We start from the raw sequence: 16,114 nt of genomic DNA on the forward strand, positions 1-16,114 counted from the left end.
AATTTCCTGCTACGCAGGCCCGTTGGGATCAGAAAAACAGATAAAACTACGATCAAAACTGCAATTTAACAATAAATTCTTTAAAATAGCCCAGCCCTACAATTTTACACTAGCAATAAAAGGAATAATAAAATGCGCCGTATTTCCCCGGTACTGCAGCAGGACGGAGTAGAACCTGATTTAATAGCCCTGCTTAAAACGATTCTTGCTGCCTGTCGCGAAATCGCCTTTCGGGTCAGTCAGGGTGAACTGGCAGGTGTATTAGGTTCTACCCTTGGCGAGAATATTCAAGGGGAAACCCAAAAAAAACTTGATGTTATCGCCAACGAATTATTAAAAGAAGTTATCCTTGAAACCGGCGTAGTTAAAGCGATTAGCTCAGAAGAAGAAGACACTATCGTTGCCGGCAACCCTAAGGGTAAATATTTGGTGACCTTTGATCCGTTAGACGGCTCATCGAATACCGATATTAACAGTTTAATCGGCACTATCTTCTCTATTTTGCCTGCTGATCCCGCTAAAGAAGCTGACGACGCCAGTTTGTTTCTGCAGCCGGGTACTGCGCAGGTTGCTGCCGGTTATGTGCTGTACGGCCCCTCGACTATGCTGGCCCTGACTACCGGCCATGGTACCCGTTTATATACGCTTGATAACACTTACGGTGGTTTTTTGCTGACTGAAGATCAGGCTGCTATCCCCAAGTATACCACTGAATTTGCCATTAATATGTCAAATCAACGCTTCTGGCAGGAGCCGATGCAGCATTATATAGCCGATTTATTACTGGGTAAAACCGGCACCCGTGGTAAAAACTTTAATATGCGCTGGATAGCGGCAATGGTGGGTGATGTGCATCGGGTATTATGCCGCGGTGGTATTTTCGCCTACCCAACCGATACCAAAGATCCGCAAAAACCCGATAAATTGCGACTAATGTATGAAGCCAATCCAATGAGCTTTCTGGTAGAACAAGCAGGTGGTGTCAGTTCTACTGGCTACCAACGGATCATGGAGATTATACCTATCGATATTCACCAGCGGGTGGCGGTTATTCTGGGTTCAAAACATGAAGTGGAAACCTGTATTGGTTATCACAAAGCATAGTTATTTTTGCGGCTGCAGTTATAATAGCCGGCATAGTATCAATTAATCAAAAAGGAAGCAGTATGAGCTTAAGCGACGTAGCCGCAGGTAAGAACCTACCGGACGAAATTAACGTTATTATTGAAATCCCGGCTAACGCCGATCCGATTAAATACGAAGTAGATAAAAACACCGGTACCGTCTGGGTCGACCGTTTTATGTCAACGCCGATGTTTTATCCTTGTAATTATGGCTTTGTAAATCATACCCTGTCGTTAGATGGTGACCCGGTTGATGTGTTAGTTCCTACACCTTACCCACTGGTACCGGGTGCCGTAATTAAGTGTCGGCCGGTTGGTGTACTTAATATGTCAGATGAAGCAGGTGAAGACGCCAAGGTTATTGCGGTGCCTGTCAGCAAACTCACCAAGCTGTATGACCACATTCAGGACATTAACGATGTACCTGAACTGTTAAAACAGCAAATCCAACACTTCTTCGAGCGCTATAAAGAGCTGGAAGCTGGCAAATGGGTCAAAGTACAGGGCTGGGGCGATGCAGCTGCTGCCAAAGCGGAAATCATGACCTCGTTTGAACGGGCGAAAAAATAACATCAGTCGACTCTCGTATAAAAATAAAGCCGCTTTGCGGCTTTATTTTTTGAACGAAGCGGGCTTATTCGCTATTTTTTAGTATTATTGTCAGCTAAAAATACTAATAAGTCTGCCGTAGGCATTGGCTTGGCAAATAAGAAACCCTGCATTTCATCACAGCCCATCGCTTCCACTGCCTGCTGTTGTGCTACAGTTTCTACCCCTTCCGCAATTGTAGAGAGCCCCAACCGCTTACCAAGGTTAATGATCGTCTGCGCGATAACTTCTCCGGCAGGTTCGGTGACCTCACTCACAAATGCCCGGTCAACTTTAATCCGGTCAAGCGGCAGTTGCTGCAGATAACTTAATGATGAGAAACCAATACCAAAATCATCAATCGCCACTTTGATTCCGGCATTTTTAAGTTTTTGCAGGGCATCGATGACGATTTTAGGTTCATCCATGACCACTGACTCAGTGATCTCTAACTCTAACAGCGCCGGATCAATATCATAACGGTTAACACAATCAATGACCGTCTGCACAAAGTGATGATTTCGAAATTGTGGCATCGAGACATTGACGGCAATCCGTAAATTACTGAAGCCCTGCTTTGCCAGATGCTTTATTTGCTGACAAGCCTGCTCCAGTACCCAACTGCCGATTTCTACGATTAAACCTGAATACTCTGCCAGCGGAATAAACACAGCAGGCGAGATATATTTGCCATCAGCAACTGGCCAGCGCAGTAATGCCTCCATTCCGACGACTTGTTTGCTGCTTAACGATACCTGCGGCTGATACCACAACTCCAGTTTATCGCGACTGAAATCACTTCTCAGTTTTCGCAGCAGTGACAACCGCTCTGCCATTTCATCTTCCATTTCTGGCTGATAATACTGGTAACTCTGACTAATACTTTTCTTAGCTTTATTCAGGGCAATATACACATGTTTTAAGATGGTAAGGCCCTGCTCTGAAGAATCAGTTAAGTGGCATAAGCCAAAGGTTGCGGTAACCTGTAACGCATGTTCTGACGCCTGAAAGGGCTCATTAAACAACGCTTCTAAGCGCTCAGGAGTTAATTCGTGTGAAGGACCTACCAAACCAAATACATCGGCACCAATTCGCCCCAGCTGGCAGCTGGTGCCAAAGAAAGCAATCAGGCGCAAAGTAAGCGCAATCAGCAGTTCGTTTCCTACATCCTGCCCCAAACCATCATTAACATCAGAGAAATGATCAATATCGACCAGTACCGCCACCATGCCCTCAGAGTCAAAGCGACGGGTGTCCTGTAAAATCTGTATAAACTCATTGCGGTTAGGAGTTTTAGTAAGCGGATCAATATAAGCAGCATGTTTTAGCTGCTGAAATAAAGTCACATTTTCATATCCGATAGAAATGTTACTTAAAAATACTTCTATCAATTGCCGGTCAAAGGCTTCAATAGGTCGGTTGGTCTCTATATATACGGCAGCACAATGGTTATCACTGCCCAAATACAATACCGTATCCTGCTGGCCGAAAATATTTTGCCGCTGACTTAAACATAAACTAATTTGCTGCACGATCCTTGGGTTATCTAACTTGTCGAGCTGACATTTTATAAACGGTGCATAATGACCCGCTGCGCCTAGCACATAAATTTTATCGCTGGCGCTGCCATCATCTTCAATCTGGGCGCATAGTACGCCTTCGGCATGCAGCCCGATTAACGACGCAATTTGTGTAACAACACCTTCTGAAAACTCGTGCAGCGAATGTTGCTCGAGCAGATTTGCCCCAGCATTAATGATTTTTTGCAGACCAATCCGGTTCTGATTAATAGTTCGAATTTGTTGATAAGAACGAATGGACGCAATAATAGTAGTAACGAGTTTGCCGCGGGTCAGCTCTGTTTTAGTTTTGTAATCATTAATATCATATTCTTTAATGACACTTTCTTCAGGAGCATAGCCGGGCTGTCCCGTTCTGAGCACTATCCGCAGCTCTTCGAGGTGCAGCTCATCGCGGATCCGTTGTACCACTTTTAACCCGGCATCATCAGATTCCATGACAACATCCAGCAATACCATGGCGATATTTGTGTTGTTGTGTAAAAACCGAATGGCTTCGTCGCCGGAATAGGCATGGTGAAAATTCAGTTTACGGCCAAGGACAATAAGATCGTTCAGAGCGAGCTTGGTAACAGTGTGAATTTCTTCGTCATCATCAACGATCAGAACATTCCAGACACCAATCGCCAGCTCAGGTTCAGACGAGGTTTGCTCGTCTTCTGCAAAAAACAGAAAATCTTCATCTGTTTCATTCGATTTCATGATTACGCCTTAATCTGTCTCTTGCTGTAAATATACATGTATACGTTAAAAAACGAAAAACGAATTGTCGTTTATTTTTATCTTATTTTACCAGAGAGCTTTATGGCATAAATAATCAGCGCTACTTGCTGCTAACTCTGCTTAGTGCCAAGATAACATTAATTTTTCAATAAATACCGGAATTATCGTGAACAAAATAACCCCGGCGACGGGGCAGCAGCGACTGTTAAAACTGGCGCGCTATCACTTAGGCACGCCGGTGGCAAACAAAACGGCAGAATCTGTCAGTGAGCCTGCTGAAATCTCTGACCACGCTCCTGGCAATGCGAAGCTGCAGCAACTTGCTGCGCGTTCAGGGGCACCAGAGCCAGGTACAGCGTTAACTCTGGCACAAAGGGTTACTCGCCGCTTACAAATGCAGCGCGAGCGCCAGCAACAAAACCTGGAAAAGATTATGGCGCTTGCTCTGGAGTACTGCCCGGAGCGGGTATCAGCACAGGAGATAGATCCAGATTGGTTTTCCCAATATTGTGAGTTGGTTTTAAATATCTCTAACGACAACATGCAGCAGTTATGGGCAAAAATTCTGGCGGGAGAAATAGCGACACCGGGTCGGTTTTCCTTAAAAACCTTGCAAATTCTGCAGCAAATGAGCCACAAAGAAGCACAAAGTCTGCAATTGGCGGCCAGTTTAAGTTGTCGTAGCCGACAAGAGCAAAGTGGTCGTATTTACTTCGGATACATACGTAAGCCCTCACTCTGGCAACTTCTTACTGGTCGCAGTATGGCATTGCTAAACTTAAGTCAGTTTGGTTTATCCTATCCACAAATACTGAATCTGGTTGATATTGGCATTTTACACAATGTCGAAATTGAAAGCGGTGAGTTACAGCCCGGCCAAAGCTTTAGTTGGCAATTTCAAAGCCAAACGCTAAATTGCACCGCGCTAAAGCGTGGTGTAGTGCTGCAATATTACAAATACACCGCAGTAGGCACCGAATTATTACCACTATTAAATAGTCCCACTCACAGCGGATATTTAAGCGCCTTGCAGCAACAATTGGCTTCCGTATTACTATTTAAATAGCACCGGCTAACGAAACGACAGCGGGGCGTTGGCTACGGTGATGTCAGTGAAAAACGCGCCAGCAAGCTATCTAACCTGGCGGGTTCCAGAGGCTTGAATACAATGTCATCCATACCAGCAGCGCGGTATGTTGCTATTTCTGCCGGCATCGCATGGGCGGTAAAAGCCACAATAGGTGTCTGACGATACTGTGGTAGTTGCCGCAACTGTTTGGTTATTTCCACCCCTGACATATCTGGCAGTTGAATATCCAACAGAATCATATCAAAACACTGCTCTTCACAGAGTAAAAAAACTTGTGCTGCAGAAGCAGCCGTATGCAACACCAGTGGTTTGTTTTTTAAAAGTACCTGCACAAATGCCAGATTAGTTTCATTGTCATCGACCACCAGAATATGCTGCAGGTTTGCTACTGTCGGCAGCTGGTTGCCTGCAGCCTGCACCACAGCCAGGCAGAACTGATCGCTGGCCTGCACCTTAGGTAGCGTTTGTTGCCATGCGCTCAGGCTGTCTGCGGCGGCGAAACACAACACCGCTTTTTGCTTGCGGGCATAGTCGGTTATGGTGTTCCAGTGCTGACGCTCTGTCGCTGATGGTAAAAACAGCAATACTAAATCAAATTTTTTGCTTTGAATTAGCTGTTCCAGTTCACTGAGCGTATGACAGGTTGTCAGCTGAGAAGATATCGCATTAAGGGCTACGCTACGTTGCTGCAAACGTTCTTCGTCAGCATCAAAAACTAAAACATGCTGCAGCCTGTTTTGCGGGCTGACGGGTTCAGTCTGAACCACAGTGGTTAATTGCAAAATACAACCGAGCCCATCCAGAGATTGAAAGGTAAATTCCCCGCCCGCCTTTCTCATTGCTTTTAACAACGCGATATCCGCATCACTCCATTGCAAATCCAAAACATCATTTGTCTGAATCAGCTCACGGCAATGCGCTGGCAGGCCATTACCATTGCAACCGGCAGTTAAACGTAAAACAGGCTGTTGTCCGGTTAACTGCAATTGAATCGAGAGGGTGATTTTACTTACGTCATCGCCGCGAAGCGATAACATAATTAACGCATGCAATTGTGAGCGCAACGTGCGGCCGCAAATCTTAACGGCATAAGACAGATTATCAGGATGCTCCTGCCAGTCCAGCATCACCGCCCCTGTGGCCGCTAATTCATTAAATTCGGCAATATACTGCCCCAGCCAATCACTCAGTTTAATCTGCGCCCCTTTAGCATCAGCATCTGCAAACTGATAGAATCCTGCCAATAAGTGCATTTGAGATAACCGTTGTAGCTGAATGTGCTGCAATTGATCACGTCGTTGCCATAGCAGCAGACTTTGCTCAAACCAATGGCAAATCTGACGTCGCTGCAGTTGTTGCTCTGTCATTAGACGGCTACGCTGCTGCTCAATCCCGGCCACTTCATTATTATGCTGCTGCACACGTTGATTGAGTTGTTGTATCAGTTGCTCAGTGTTTAACTGTTGCTGGTCAAGCTTGCTTGCGAGCTGGTTAAATGCTGACTGCAATGGCTTTAGTGCAGGGACCAGTTGCTGCGATATCTGACAGTCTGGCCGGGCATTTTGCAACCGTCGCAAGTTATGGGCTAATAATTCAACGTCTGTGGCCAGTCTTAATTGTTCGCGCCTGGTGGCGACACTACTGAATACCAGACCGATGGCCAGAGCAGCGGTCAGCAAAGCTAAAGGAATAAGCCAGATAAGCCATGGCTGAGCTGTACTGAACACCACCACAATATAACCATTATCAGACAATGGTGTGGCAATGGCAGGCTGCACAATTGCAAGCCCAGCACTGATCGGCAGCACCGCAATTTGCTTTCCCTGTCCATCTAATGTACTGACCTGATAGGTTTTTGGAGCTGTTGCCAGCACTGGCACCGTTGCGGTATCGACACTGCTGGCAATCAATTGCCGTTGTGAATTGTAAGCGGCAATCTGCTCTACCCCAAATGGCGAACTGACTTGAATTTGCTTGAGTTGATTCGCTAATTGCTGATGATTATTGTTAGCCGACAAGTTAGCCTGAACAGCATAGTTAACCGTAATGGCTAATTGCTGGACTTGCTGTAATTGCTGGTTACGGTTTTCATTATTAAGCCATAGCACAACCAGCAGCCAGGCCAGCAGCAACGCAAGCAGCCAGGGTGCAATTAACTGTTTGAATGTATTTGTCAAAATGATATTGCCGTCATTCGGAATACCGTTACTATAATGCGAATTTGCGGTAGCAACAAGGGTTGTACCGCAGGACACAGACCAACAGCAATGGGTTAGTTACCGACCGGTTTAGAAATGTAATTCTACCCCGGCAAAGACCCCTTTAAAATCGAGGTTGCTGTAGAGATTGTCAAGATCATCCAGACGCAAATTAACTGCCCGGTAACCCACTTTCAACCGGATATCTACCGTCAACGAATCGACAACCTCGTAGCCGATACCCGCTTGCAAATCGTACATTCTGCTGTCGCTCCAACCAACATAGCTGCCTTGTGCAAACACATCAAGTCCGGTCAACGGTAAACCTACTTTACTGCTGACGTACACCATCGGTAGCCATTGCGACACTGACTCTTCACCCTGCAAACCATCTTCTGCCTGCTCTTCCAGAGACGCGTAACCCTTAATATGCTTGCCATTCAAGCCCAGATCCAATGCAACAACACTGTTATCTAAAATTTCGTAATACAACACCACATCGGTATTGGTCAGATCTACCTGATTCCTGACCGAGGTATTCACGGTAAACGCTTCACCCGCAAAACTAAATTGCCCATCAATTAACGTTACGCCCTCGGCTTGCAGTTGATTATGAGCCAGCCGGATATTCGGCAGTACCGGGATCGGGTGTTCCAAAGCGATAAAATACGAACCCTGGTTTTTAGAATCAAAATTAAAGGTAGGTGCAGGTTCGCTATTACCAAAACTTCCACTTACCTCTGAGCGCCAGCCATCACCACCAAGATACAGGCCAAGCAGCGTATCAGCGGACGCCTGACTGGTAATGAGCAGGGAACCAAGTGCTAACGACAATGCTGCTTTATTCATGGTGCTTTTCTTCATATTGTTTACCCTTGTATCAATAATTCTGATAGATCAATCAGTGCTGCATTTGCCCGGGATATGTAATTTGCCATCACCAGACTGTGGTTGGCGAGCAAACCAAAGCCGCTGCCATTTAATACCATCGGGCTCCATATCGGTTGTTGTGTTGCTTCCAGTTCCCGGATAATTTGTTGTAAACTTACCATAGCGTTGCGCCGGTGCAGCACTTCAGCAAAATCCACTTCTACTGCTTTTAAATAATGTAGTAGTGCCCAGGCTGCACCGCGTGCCTCATAAAATTCATCATCAATTTTCCACCAACTGGTTTTTACCCGCTGCTGGCCCGGCGCATTTGTAGATTGCCGTGCGCCAACATCACCGGCCAAATCTGTATTTAACCGGTCCTGACCGACACTGGCACTTAGTCTCTGTGAATAGCTTCCTAAGCGCTTTTCGACATTCTTTAACCAATCCCTCAAATTGTCAGCTCTGGCATAAAACTGGCTTTCGGGCAACGTACTGTCGGACAACGCATTGCGGTAGAGGTACAGCTGATTGATCGCTTTACGATACTCAGACTCTGCACTGGGAATAGCCCAGCTGCGATGATCGATATTAAATTGTGGCTGCGCCACTTTTAAAAACTCATTCTCAGCAGACTGTGATTGTGACCGGCTAAAGTCTTTACGAAATGCCAGCGCCAGATCACGAGACATTTCAAGCACACCAAACTCCCAGGCGGCCATATTGTCGAGCAAACTAAACGGAGGCAGAATATCATTTGCCAAATATCCACCCGGTTTATCCAGCAACGTTTCCGTCACTTGAATCAGGGCGGTAGTTGTTGTGTATCCTACCCGGGACGCTGCATTGCCGCTTAGCTGAGTTTGTTGTAACTGTTCCGTCATCACTGCAGGCTCTCGGCTTACCCACCAACTTGTCACCACAAAAATAAATAACACCAGGCCCAGCGCCAGGTAACTCATATTACGTTTATTCATTACATATCCTTAGCGACGTGGCATTTCGGTTAGCGGCATACTTAACTCAAGTTGCTGACCATTGCTAAAAGTCAGGGATAGATTAACACTCTCCCCCACTAACAAGGGTTGCAGCGGGTCAAACAGCATCAGATGCAAGCCGCCGGGTTGTAACGTAACACTGGTATTGGCTTCAATAGCGATATGGGGTATCTGCTCCATTCTCATGACACCGTCCTGATGGCTATGTTGATGCAACTCAGCCCGTTCAAAGGCGCTACTTTTAACAGCAGTTAAACTGACGGTTTCAGCGGTATTATTCTGGATGGTAAAATAACCTGCGGTTACTGTCCGGCCGGGCATTGGCACCCTGACCTGGCCATCAGCGACGATAAGTTCTGCGCCATTCGCAGCCAAACCGATTACCGCTATAGCCATCAAAAATATCAATCTGATCATGTTACGCTCCCTTAACAAATTTAGTTTATCTTACACCAAATAAGGGCAGCTGGCAGCGACCAGTAGCAAAGTTATCGAACGAAACATCGGTGGGGCCCGGTACAGCTAGCTCCGGGTTTTTTGCCATGACAACAAAATTGGCGTCACGACGCTCCACAGCAGGAACGCCGACAACATAGTGACAACCGGCAGCAGATACAGCAGTAATAAGCTGCTTGCGGTCATCATCACTTACTCTACCGCAGGTGTTGAGTCGGCTTTAGTAGGCGTCTCTTTATGCTCGGCAAGTTTATTATCAGCATTAAATAACTGGCGAACGTCTGCAGCGGCTTGTTCCATTGCCTGGCGCGCCTGTTTGGCAACGGTAATTTTTAAATCAGCCAACTGATTCGCAGCCATTTGTTGTAAAGCCTCTGTTGCAGGGTTAGCTTGAACCGGGGCAGCAGTGAACATAACGGCAGCAGTTAACGTTAAAGCAGCTAAAGTTTTCATTTTATATTCCTTCATAATAGTTAAATAAGTTGATACTACAACTTAGCTATTACAAAGCTTATGCCAACTTTAGATAAACAGTAACAAGCTGATTTAAAGCACTATTTTTATAAATAAAGCGACATTGGTTTTTTGCAAAACCAAGGCAAAACCAAAAAGTGGTGAAATTAACTACTCAATTAGTCAATTTCTTCACACTGGATTCAGCCTGCGTTTTTTAGTTAGTTTTCTGGTACAAATCCCAGTGCCTGTACTAACACTTCTGGTCCGGCACTGGCTAAATGACCATTTTCACTCAGGTGACGGCGCCATAATCTGGCACCAGGCAACCCCTGAAACAATCCAAGCATATGGCGGGCAATGTGCCAGAAACGTGCCCCTTGCTGCATTTGCTGTTCGATATAAGGCAACATGGCCCGCACGAGTTCATGCTGACTTAGCGCGCGCGGTTCATCGTGATAAATAAAGTGGTCAACCTGGCTAAGTAAATAAGGGTTGGTATAGGCTTCACGTCCTACCATGACGCCGTCGACCAGGCTGAGTTGATAATTAACGTCGTCCAGGGTTTTGATGCCACCGTTAATACTGATATCGAGCTGTGGGAAATCTTTCTTTAATTGATGTACTCTTGGATAGTCCAGCTCAGGGATTTCCCGGTTCTCTTTTGGACTTAAGCCTTTTAACCACGCTTTGCGGGCATGAACAATAAACTGCTGGCAGCCGGCATCCGCTATGGTACCGACAAAGTCGGTTAAAAACTGGTAACTGTCGAGCTCATCAATGCCAATCCGACTTTTTACCGTCACCGGTATCGAAACTGTATCCAACATCGCGCTGACGCAACTGGCAACGAGTTCTGGTTTCGCCATTAAACAGGCACCGAACAACCCATTTTGTACCCGATCAGACGGGCAACCAACATTAATATTAACCGCGTCATAACCGCGCTGCTCAGCCATCCTGGCACACTGGGCCATCTCGGCCGGGTTAGAACCACCTAATTGCAAAACCAGCGGATGCTCCTGCTCGTTAAAAGCAAGATAATCTCCTTTGCCATGAATGAGTGCGCCAGTAGTCACCATCTCGGTATATAAAACAGCATGCTTTGTCATCAGCCGGTGAAAATAGCGGCAATGCCTATCGGTCCAATCCAGCATGGGGGCGACAGAGAATTTATGATCCATAGAGTGAATAGCCAATAGTCGTGTACCTGCTCTAAGCAATAGCGTATTAAGCGGCGTATTGTACATCAATAGCGCTCAAAATTGACCGTCATCTGGCAATTAACAACAAGCACTTTGCGTGGAACTTATATCGCATTATGCTACACTGCGAACCACTGCTGCCATGAGATAATATTACGTATGTCGACAGAATCATTAGTAAGCCGGGCGAAAACAATTTGCGATAAAAATGGCGCGCGCTTTACCTCTATCCGGGAAAAAGTATTTCGGTTAATGGCGGAAACTGATGGTGGCATGGGCGCTTATGACTTGCTGGAGCGATTAAAATTAACCGAGCCTGCCGCGAAACCTGCCACCATTTATCGTGCACTGGAGTTTTTGACCGAACAGGGTTTTATTCATAAAATTGAATCCAGCAATGCCTTTATGTTGTGTCATCACTTTGGTCATCACCATCCGGCGCAGTTACTAATCTGTGACAGTTGCGGCAGCGTGAGCGAATTGCATTCTGATGTCCTGCAACAGGAGTTCAGCGCACTTGCTACAAAGCAGGGCTTTCAAATTAAACACCAGACCATTGAAGCTCATGGCTTTTGCCATAAATGCCAGCAAGTTGCATAAATTATCGTAAAATCATAAGCTGGCTTGTAGGATCAACTAATTGCTCCTAATCTTATACTGGCTTGCTGGAATCATCCAACCAAAAATTTACAGGCGCGCTCCATGAATGTTGAGTATATAAACCCGTTTCTGTCTTCTCTTGTTAACGTATTAGCCACCATGGCCAATACCACTATTGTGCCGGGCCAGCCCCGAATAAAAAAAGATGAAGTGGCGCGTGGCGATGTGTCAGGGTTAATTGGCATGGTAGGTAGTGACATCAAAGGCTCGTTCTCCGTCAGTTTTGAAGAAAGTCTGGCATTGGAAGTTATGTACCGGATGCTGGGTGAAAAACCGAAAACTATTGATGCCGATGTTACCGATATGGTCGGTGAAATAACCAATATGGTCACCGGCGGCGCCAAGCGCATTTTAGGCGATAAGGGTTATGAGTTCTCGATGGCGACCCCCATCGTTGTGTCGGGTAAAGCCCACACCATTACGCATAAATGTGAAGGTCCGACGATATTAATGCCGTTTAACTCAGAGTTTGGCAAAGTTCATATTGAAGTCAGCTTTGACAAGTAACCCCTGAGTATTCAGTTAAGTAAGGTTGTAATATAGCGATAATCAACGCGTGGGGTGATATTGCAAAGTAGCTCATAAGGAATAGTATCGGCGCATTCTGCCACGCGCTCAATTGCCAGCTCCGGGCCCCACAATACAGCTTCGGCACCAATTGCCTCAATAGGACTTTCGCCCAAATCTACCGTAATCATATCCATTGATACCCGGCCAACCAGCTTTACCTCCCGCCCTGCCAGCCAGACTGGCGTGTTATTCCTGGCATGGCGCGGATAACCGTCACCATAGCCAATAGCAATAACACCAATCCAGGTTGTCGCGGTTGCTTGCCAGTGGCCACCGTAGCCGACTGTTTCGCCTTGCTTAACCTGGCGCATGGCAATCAATCTGCTGCTTAAACGCATAACGGGGTGCAACAAATGCTGCTGGCCCTGCTGATTTGGCAGGGGAGAAATACCATGCAGCATCAAGCCGGGGCGCACCCAGTCGCCATGACTTTGTGGCAAGCTGATAATAGCCGCACTGTTGGCCAGGCTTTGCTGTTCGGCTTTGTCGTTGCAAAGCTGTTGAAACATGGCAAGTTGCTGCTCAGTTTTTGCCGAACCTGGTATATCGGCACAGCAAAAGTGGCTCATTAGCCGAATTCCGGGTTGTACCGTTGGACATTGCCATAAACGCCGATAAAACTCAGCAAACTGCTCTGGCGCTATACCCAAACGGTGCATACCAGTATCAATTTTTAACCAGACTTTAAGCTGGCCATCTAATTCCGCCTGCTCAAGTGCCTGCAATTGCAGTTCATTATGCACTACGCTCTGCAGATTATTAGCCAGCAAAATAGGTAATTCTGCGGCTTCGTAAAAGCCTTCCAGTAATACAATTGGCTTAACAATGCCGCCGGTTCGAAGCGCCAGCGCTTCATCTATTCTGGCTACAGCAAAAGCATCTGCGTCAGTTAATGCCTGCGCTACTTTTACCAGGCCATGACCATACGCATTCGCTTTTAGTACTGCCAGCACTTTGCTCGCAGGCGCTAATTGCTGCACCCGGCGTAAGTTATGGCTAAGGGCAGCCAGATTAATTTGTGCTACCGGCCGGCGTGACATTAATACTCGTCCTCAAAGCGGGCACTGCCGGCATAGTTATCAAAGCGTGAGAAATGGCCATGGAAGGTTAAGCGAACTTTGCCGATAGGGCCATTACGCTGCTTACCAATAATAATTTCTGCCAGCCCTTTTTCAGCGCTGTCTTCGTGATACACCTCATCCCGATAAATAAACATAATCAAGTCGGCGTCCTGCTCGATAGAACCTGACTCCCTTAAATCAGAGTTTACCGGTCGCTTATCGGCGCGCTGTTCCAGGCCGCGGTTAAGCTGTGACAATGCAATTACCGGTACCTTCAGCTCTTTGGCTAACGATTTTAACGAGCGCGAAATCTCAGCGATTTCCAGGGTACGGTTTTCACTTAACCCCGGTACCGTCATTAACTGTAAATAGTCGACCATGATCATACTAAGGCCACCATGCTCCCGCGCAACACGCCGTGCCCGTGAACGCACCTCGGTTGGTGTCAGCCCTGATGCATCATCGATATACATTTTGCCCTTGCTGTTAAGTAATTCAATCGCAGAGGATAAACGCGCCCAATCTTCGTCTTCCAACTGGCCAGTACGTACCTTGGTTTGATTAATCCGGCCTAAAGAGGCCAGCATACGCATCATAATCTGGTCTGAGGGCATCTCAAGACTGAAAATAAGTACGGGCTTGTCGCTGGTAATAGCGGCATGCTCACACAAATTCATAGCAAAAGTGGTTTTACCCATTGAAGGACGAGCGGCAACAATAATTAAATCCGATGGCTGAAAACCATTGGTCATTTTATCCAGGTCCATATAGCCGGATGACAAACCGGTGATACCCGTTTGAGGCGAGCGAAACAGCGCATCAATTTTATCGATGGTTTTAGCCAAAATATTATTGATCGGCTCCGGACCTTCATTGGCATTAGCGCGCTGTTCAGCAATCTTAAATACTTTACTCTCAGCAAAGTCGAGTAACTCAGCACTGGTGCGGCCCTGAGTATCATAACCCGCGTCGGCAATATCATGTGCCACGGCTATCATATCGCGCACCACAGCCCGTTCCCGCACAATGTCAGCATAGGCCATGATATTGGCTGCACTTGGCGTGTTTTTGGCTATTTCACCTAAATAAGCAAAACCGCCAATATCGTCTAATTGCTGATTGGCCTCAAGCGCTTCTGAAACGGTAATTAAGTCTATTGGCTGGTTAGCTTCGGCGATTCTGGCCATGGCGCTGAAGATAAAGCGGTGCGAGCGCAGGTAAAAATCCTGCTCAACCACTTTTTCTGAAACTCTGTCCCAGGCCTGATTATCCAGCATTAAACCGCCCAGCACAGATTGCTCGGCTTCGATAGAGTGCGGCGGCATTTTCAGGCCGGCAACTTGCTTGTCTTTATTACTGCTCATAACACCTGACAGATTTTGAAATAACTGTGCAATGCTACCTTGCAAGCGGCAGAATAAAAAGCAACGTAGAGATTATTTTTAAAATGAAAGGGCGTAACGGTGGGAAAAACGGCGGAAGAGGTTGGCGCACCGCATGGCAGTGCGCCAGTAGCCTTAGGCTTCTGCGATAATAACAACTTTAATCGTTGCTACTACTTCAGCGTGTAACTGCAGATCGATATCGAACTCACCAGTTTCACGTAAAGTACCGTTAGGTAACTTCACTTCAGCTTTAGATACTTTTACGCCCGCTTCAGTAATGGCATCAGCGATATCGCGGGTACCTACTGAACCAAACAGCTTGCCTTCGTCACCGGCTTTAGAAGCGATAGTCACTTCAGCCAGTTCTGCCAGCTTAGCAGCGCGGTCGTTAGCGGCAGTTAAATCAGCAGCCATTTTGGCTTCTAATTCAGCACGACGCTGTTCAAACTTTTCAGTGTTAGCTTTGTTAGCCGGAACTGCTTTACCCTGTGGGAATAAGAAGTTACGAGCATAACCAGACTTAACAGAAACATTGTCACCTAAACCACCAAGGTTAGAGACTTTGTCTAACAGAATAACTTGCATACTTATACCCCTTCTGTATTAGCTGTGTGAGTCGCTGTACGGCAACAAGGCCAGGTAGCGAGCGCGCTTAATAGCACGAGCCAGCTGACGCTGATACTTAGCGCTGGTACCAGTAATACGGCTAGGTACGATTTTGCCGCTTTCTGTAACATAGTTTTTCAGAACAGCGGTATCTTTGTAATCAATCTCTACAGTGCCTTCTGCAGAAAAACGGCAGAATTTACGGCGACGGAAAAAACGTGACATTTGTCTGTCTCCTAACTTATTTGTTCAATCTGCTGGGCGTGCAGTACCAGTTTTGCCTGACCACTGCGGTTTTGGTGCCGGTTTAAAAACCCGCTAACCTTTACCATGCTACCCAACGTCAAAGTTTGAGCTTGCTGATGTAACACTGTGCCACTTAATACTATCTGCATTCTGACATAAGCCTGACGGTTAAGGCCGGCTTCCTGCTGATTGCTTCTGTGTTCTACGGTGATAACAGTGTGCGGTATTCCCGCCGGACTCTCACTGCGTTCAGGGTGCCGGCATACGGCGCCACTAAGCACGATGATGTTGTCCATCAAAC

At 46.5% G+C, this 16,114-nt stretch carries 17 protein-coding genes; 5 read left to right on the forward strand and 12 right to left on the reverse strand.

Translation table 11 applies throughout. The annotated features are described in order from the left end of the window. Positions 1 to 132: 132 nt before the first annotated feature. Together B2X65_RS15555 and ppa are read left to right on the forward strand one after the other, a co-directional pair. Entirely contained in the window at positions 133 to 1,104 is a 972-nt protein-coding gene (locus B2X65_RS15555; protein ID WP_290614157.1) for a class 1 fructose-bisphosphatase, read from the forward strand. Between the two features lie 62 nt (positions 1,105 to 1,166). Further along, positions 1,167 to 1,694 carry an inorganic diphosphatase gene (ppa, locus tag B2X65_RS15560; RefSeq protein ID WP_290614159.1) on the forward strand — a complete coding sequence of 176 codons (528 nt, stop codon included), beginning with the start codon at positions 1,167 to 1,169 and terminating at the stop codon, positions 1,692 to 1,694. Positions 1,695 to 1,765: 71 nt separating this feature from the next. Here ppa and B2X65_RS15565 read toward each other — a convergent pair whose 3' ends face one another. After that, positions 1,766 to 3,994, reverse strand: coding sequence for a two-component system response regulator (locus tag B2X65_RS15565; RefSeq protein WP_290614161.1), 2,229 nt, complete (start codon positions 3,992 to 3,994; stop codon positions 1,766 to 1,768). Positions 3,995 to 4,181: 187 nt separating this feature from the next. Between B2X65_RS15565 and B2X65_RS15570 the strand changes: the two genes are divergently transcribed. Further along, positions 4,182 to 5,081: a TIGR03899 family protein gene (locus B2X65_RS15570; RefSeq protein ID WP_290614163.1), complete on the forward strand. Its 900-nt coding sequence runs from the start codon at positions 4,182 to 4,184 to the stop codon at positions 5,079 to 5,081. 32 nt (positions 5,082 to 5,113) lie between these two features. Here the strand turns inward: B2X65_RS15570 and B2X65_RS15575 are convergent, their stop codons facing one another. From B2X65_RS15575 to dusA, 6 genes are all read right to left on the reverse strand, one after another. Beyond that, positions 5,114 to 7,282 carry a response regulator gene (locus B2X65_RS15575; RefSeq protein WP_290614165.1) on the reverse strand — a complete coding sequence of 723 codons (2,169 nt, stop codon included), beginning with the start codon at positions 7,280 to 7,282 and terminating at the stop codon, positions 5,114 to 5,116. 111 nt (positions 7,283 to 7,393) lie between these two features. Next, positions 7,394 to 8,167, reverse strand: a complete 774-nt coding sequence (locus B2X65_RS15580) for a TIGR04219 family outer membrane beta-barrel protein (protein WP_290614167.1) — start codon at positions 8,165 to 8,167, stop codon at positions 7,394 to 7,396. A gap of 5 nt (positions 8,168 to 8,172) precedes the next feature. Further along, positions 8,173 to 9,150: a DUF2333 family protein gene (locus B2X65_RS15585; RefSeq protein WP_290614169.1), complete on the reverse strand. Its 978-nt coding sequence runs from the start codon at positions 9,148 to 9,150 to the stop codon at positions 8,173 to 8,175. A 9-nt stretch (positions 9,151 to 9,159) separates the two neighbouring features. Beyond that, the gene (locus tag B2X65_RS15590) at positions 9,160 to 9,588 is read right to left on the reverse strand and encodes a copper chaperone PCu(A)C (RefSeq protein WP_290614171.1); all 429 of its coding nucleotides are present in this window, start codon (positions 9,586 to 9,588) and stop codon (positions 9,160 to 9,162) included. 231 nt (positions 9,589 to 9,819) lie between these two features. Next, a complete protein-coding gene (locus B2X65_RS15595; RefSeq protein WP_290614173.1) occupies positions 9,820 to 10,080 on the reverse strand; it encodes a hypothetical protein in 261 nt (86 codons plus the stop codon). 221 nt (positions 10,081 to 10,301) lie between these two features. Next, on the reverse strand, positions 10,302 to 11,264 hold the full coding sequence (gene dusA, locus B2X65_RS15600; RefSeq protein ID WP_290614554.1) for a tRNA dihydrouridine(20/20a) synthase DusA: 963 nt from the start codon (positions 11,262 to 11,264) through the stop codon (positions 10,302 to 10,304). A 180-nt stretch (positions 11,265 to 11,444) separates the two neighbouring features. Between dusA and zur the strand changes: the two genes are divergently transcribed. Both zur and B2X65_RS15610 read left to right on the forward strand, forming a co-directional pair. Then, entirely contained in the window at positions 11,445 to 11,885 is a 441-nt protein-coding gene (zur, locus tag B2X65_RS15605) for a zinc uptake transcriptional repressor Zur (protein ID WP_290614175.1), read from the forward strand. Positions 11,886 to 11,987: 102 nt separating this feature from the next. Next, positions 11,988 to 12,452, forward strand: coding sequence for a chemotaxis protein CheX (locus B2X65_RS15610; protein WP_290614177.1), 465 nt, complete (start codon positions 11,988 to 11,990; stop codon positions 12,450 to 12,452). 11 nt (positions 12,453 to 12,463) lie between these two features. Here the strand turns inward: B2X65_RS15610 and alr are convergent, their stop codons facing one another. From alr to priB, 5 genes are all read right to left on the reverse strand, one after another. Next, the gene (gene alr / locus B2X65_RS15615; protein ID WP_290614179.1) at positions 12,464 to 13,555 is read right to left on the reverse strand and encodes an alanine racemase; all 1,092 of its coding nucleotides are present in this window, start codon (positions 13,553 to 13,555) and stop codon (positions 12,464 to 12,466) included. Beyond that, complete coding sequence (dnaB, locus tag B2X65_RS15620) at positions 13,555 to 14,940, reverse strand: replicative DNA helicase (protein WP_019675939.1); 1,386 nt, start codon at positions 14,938 to 14,940, stop codon at positions 13,555 to 13,557. Before dnaB ends, alr begins: the two co-directional genes overlap by 1 nt. A gap of 153 nt (positions 14,941 to 15,093) precedes the next feature. Then, positions 15,094 to 15,546: a 50S ribosomal protein L9 gene (rplI, locus tag B2X65_RS15625; RefSeq protein ID WP_290614181.1), complete on the reverse strand. Its 453-nt coding sequence runs from the start codon at positions 15,544 to 15,546 to the stop codon at positions 15,094 to 15,096. An 18-nt stretch (positions 15,547 to 15,564) separates the two neighbouring features. Beyond that, positions 15,565 to 15,792: a 30S ribosomal protein S18 gene (gene rpsR / locus B2X65_RS15630; protein ID WP_008218940.1), complete on the reverse strand. Its 228-nt coding sequence runs from the start codon at positions 15,790 to 15,792 to the stop codon at positions 15,565 to 15,567. Between the two features lie 11 nt (positions 15,793 to 15,803). After that, positions 15,804 to 16,109 carry a primosomal replication protein N gene (priB, locus tag B2X65_RS15635; RefSeq protein ID WP_046554379.1) on the reverse strand — a complete coding sequence of 102 codons (306 nt, stop codon included), beginning with the start codon at positions 16,107 to 16,109 and terminating at the stop codon, positions 15,804 to 15,806. Positions 16,110 to 16,114: the final 5 nt, after the last annotated feature.

It is taken from the genome of Arsukibacterium sp. UBA3155, assembly GCA_002364615.1.
In the GTDB taxonomy this organism is placed as follows: Bacteria; Pseudomonadota; Gammaproteobacteria; order Enterobacterales; family Alteromonadaceae; genus Alishewanella.

Coding starts and splice junctions, on each gene's coding strand:
- zur (WP_290614175.1), top strand. CDS start 11,445: ATGTCGACAGAATCATTAGTAAGCCGGGCGAAAACAATTTGCGATAAA.
- rpsR (WP_008218940.1), bottom strand. CDS start 15,792: ATGTCACGTTTTTTCCGTCGCCGTAAATTCTGCCGTTTTTCTGCAGAA.
- B2X65_RS15580 (WP_290614167.1), bottom strand. CDS start 8,167: ATGAAGAAAAGCACCATGAATAAAGCAGCATTGTCGTTAGCACTTGGT.
- B2X65_RS15595 (WP_290614173.1), bottom strand. CDS start 10,080: ATGAAAACTTTAGCTGCTTTAACGTTAACTGCTGCCGTTATGTTCACT.
- B2X65_RS15590 (WP_290614171.1), bottom strand. CDS start 9,588: ATGATCAGATTGATATTTTTGATGGCTATAGCGGTAATCGGTTTGGCT.
- B2X65_RS15610 (WP_290614177.1), top strand. CDS start 11,988: ATGAATGTTGAGTATATAAACCCGTTTCTGTCTTCTCTTGTTAACGTA.
- B2X65_RS15565 (WP_290614161.1), bottom strand. CDS start 3,994: ATGAAATCGAATGAAACAGATGAAGATTTTCTGTTTTTTGCAGAAGAC.
- alr (WP_290614179.1), bottom strand. CDS start 13,555: ATGTCACGCCGGCCGGTAGCACAAATTAATCTGGCTGCCCTTAGCCAT.
- B2X65_RS15555 (WP_290614157.1), top strand. CDS start 133: ATGCGCCGTATTTCCCCGGTACTGCAGCAGGACGGAGTAGAACCTGAT.
- rplI (WP_290614181.1), bottom strand. CDS start 15,546: ATGCAAGTTATTCTGTTAGACAAAGTCTCTAACCTTGGTGGTTTAGGT.
- B2X65_RS15585 (WP_290614169.1), bottom strand. CDS start 9,150: ATGAATAAACGTAATATGAGTTACCTGGCGCTGGGCCTGGTGTTATTT.
- dusA (WP_290614554.1), bottom strand. CDS start 11,264: ATGGATCATAAATTCTCTGTCGCCCCCATGCTGGATTGGACCGATAGG.
- ppa (WP_290614159.1), top strand. CDS start 1,167: ATGAGCTTAAGCGACGTAGCCGCAGGTAAGAACCTACCGGACGAAATT.
- dnaB (WP_019675939.1), bottom strand. CDS start 14,940: ATGAGCAGTAATAAAGACAAGCAAGTTGCCGGCCTGAAAATGCCGCCG.
- priB (WP_046554379.1), bottom strand. CDS start 16,109: ATGGACAACATCATCGTGCTTAGTGGCGCCGTATGCCGGCACCCTGAA.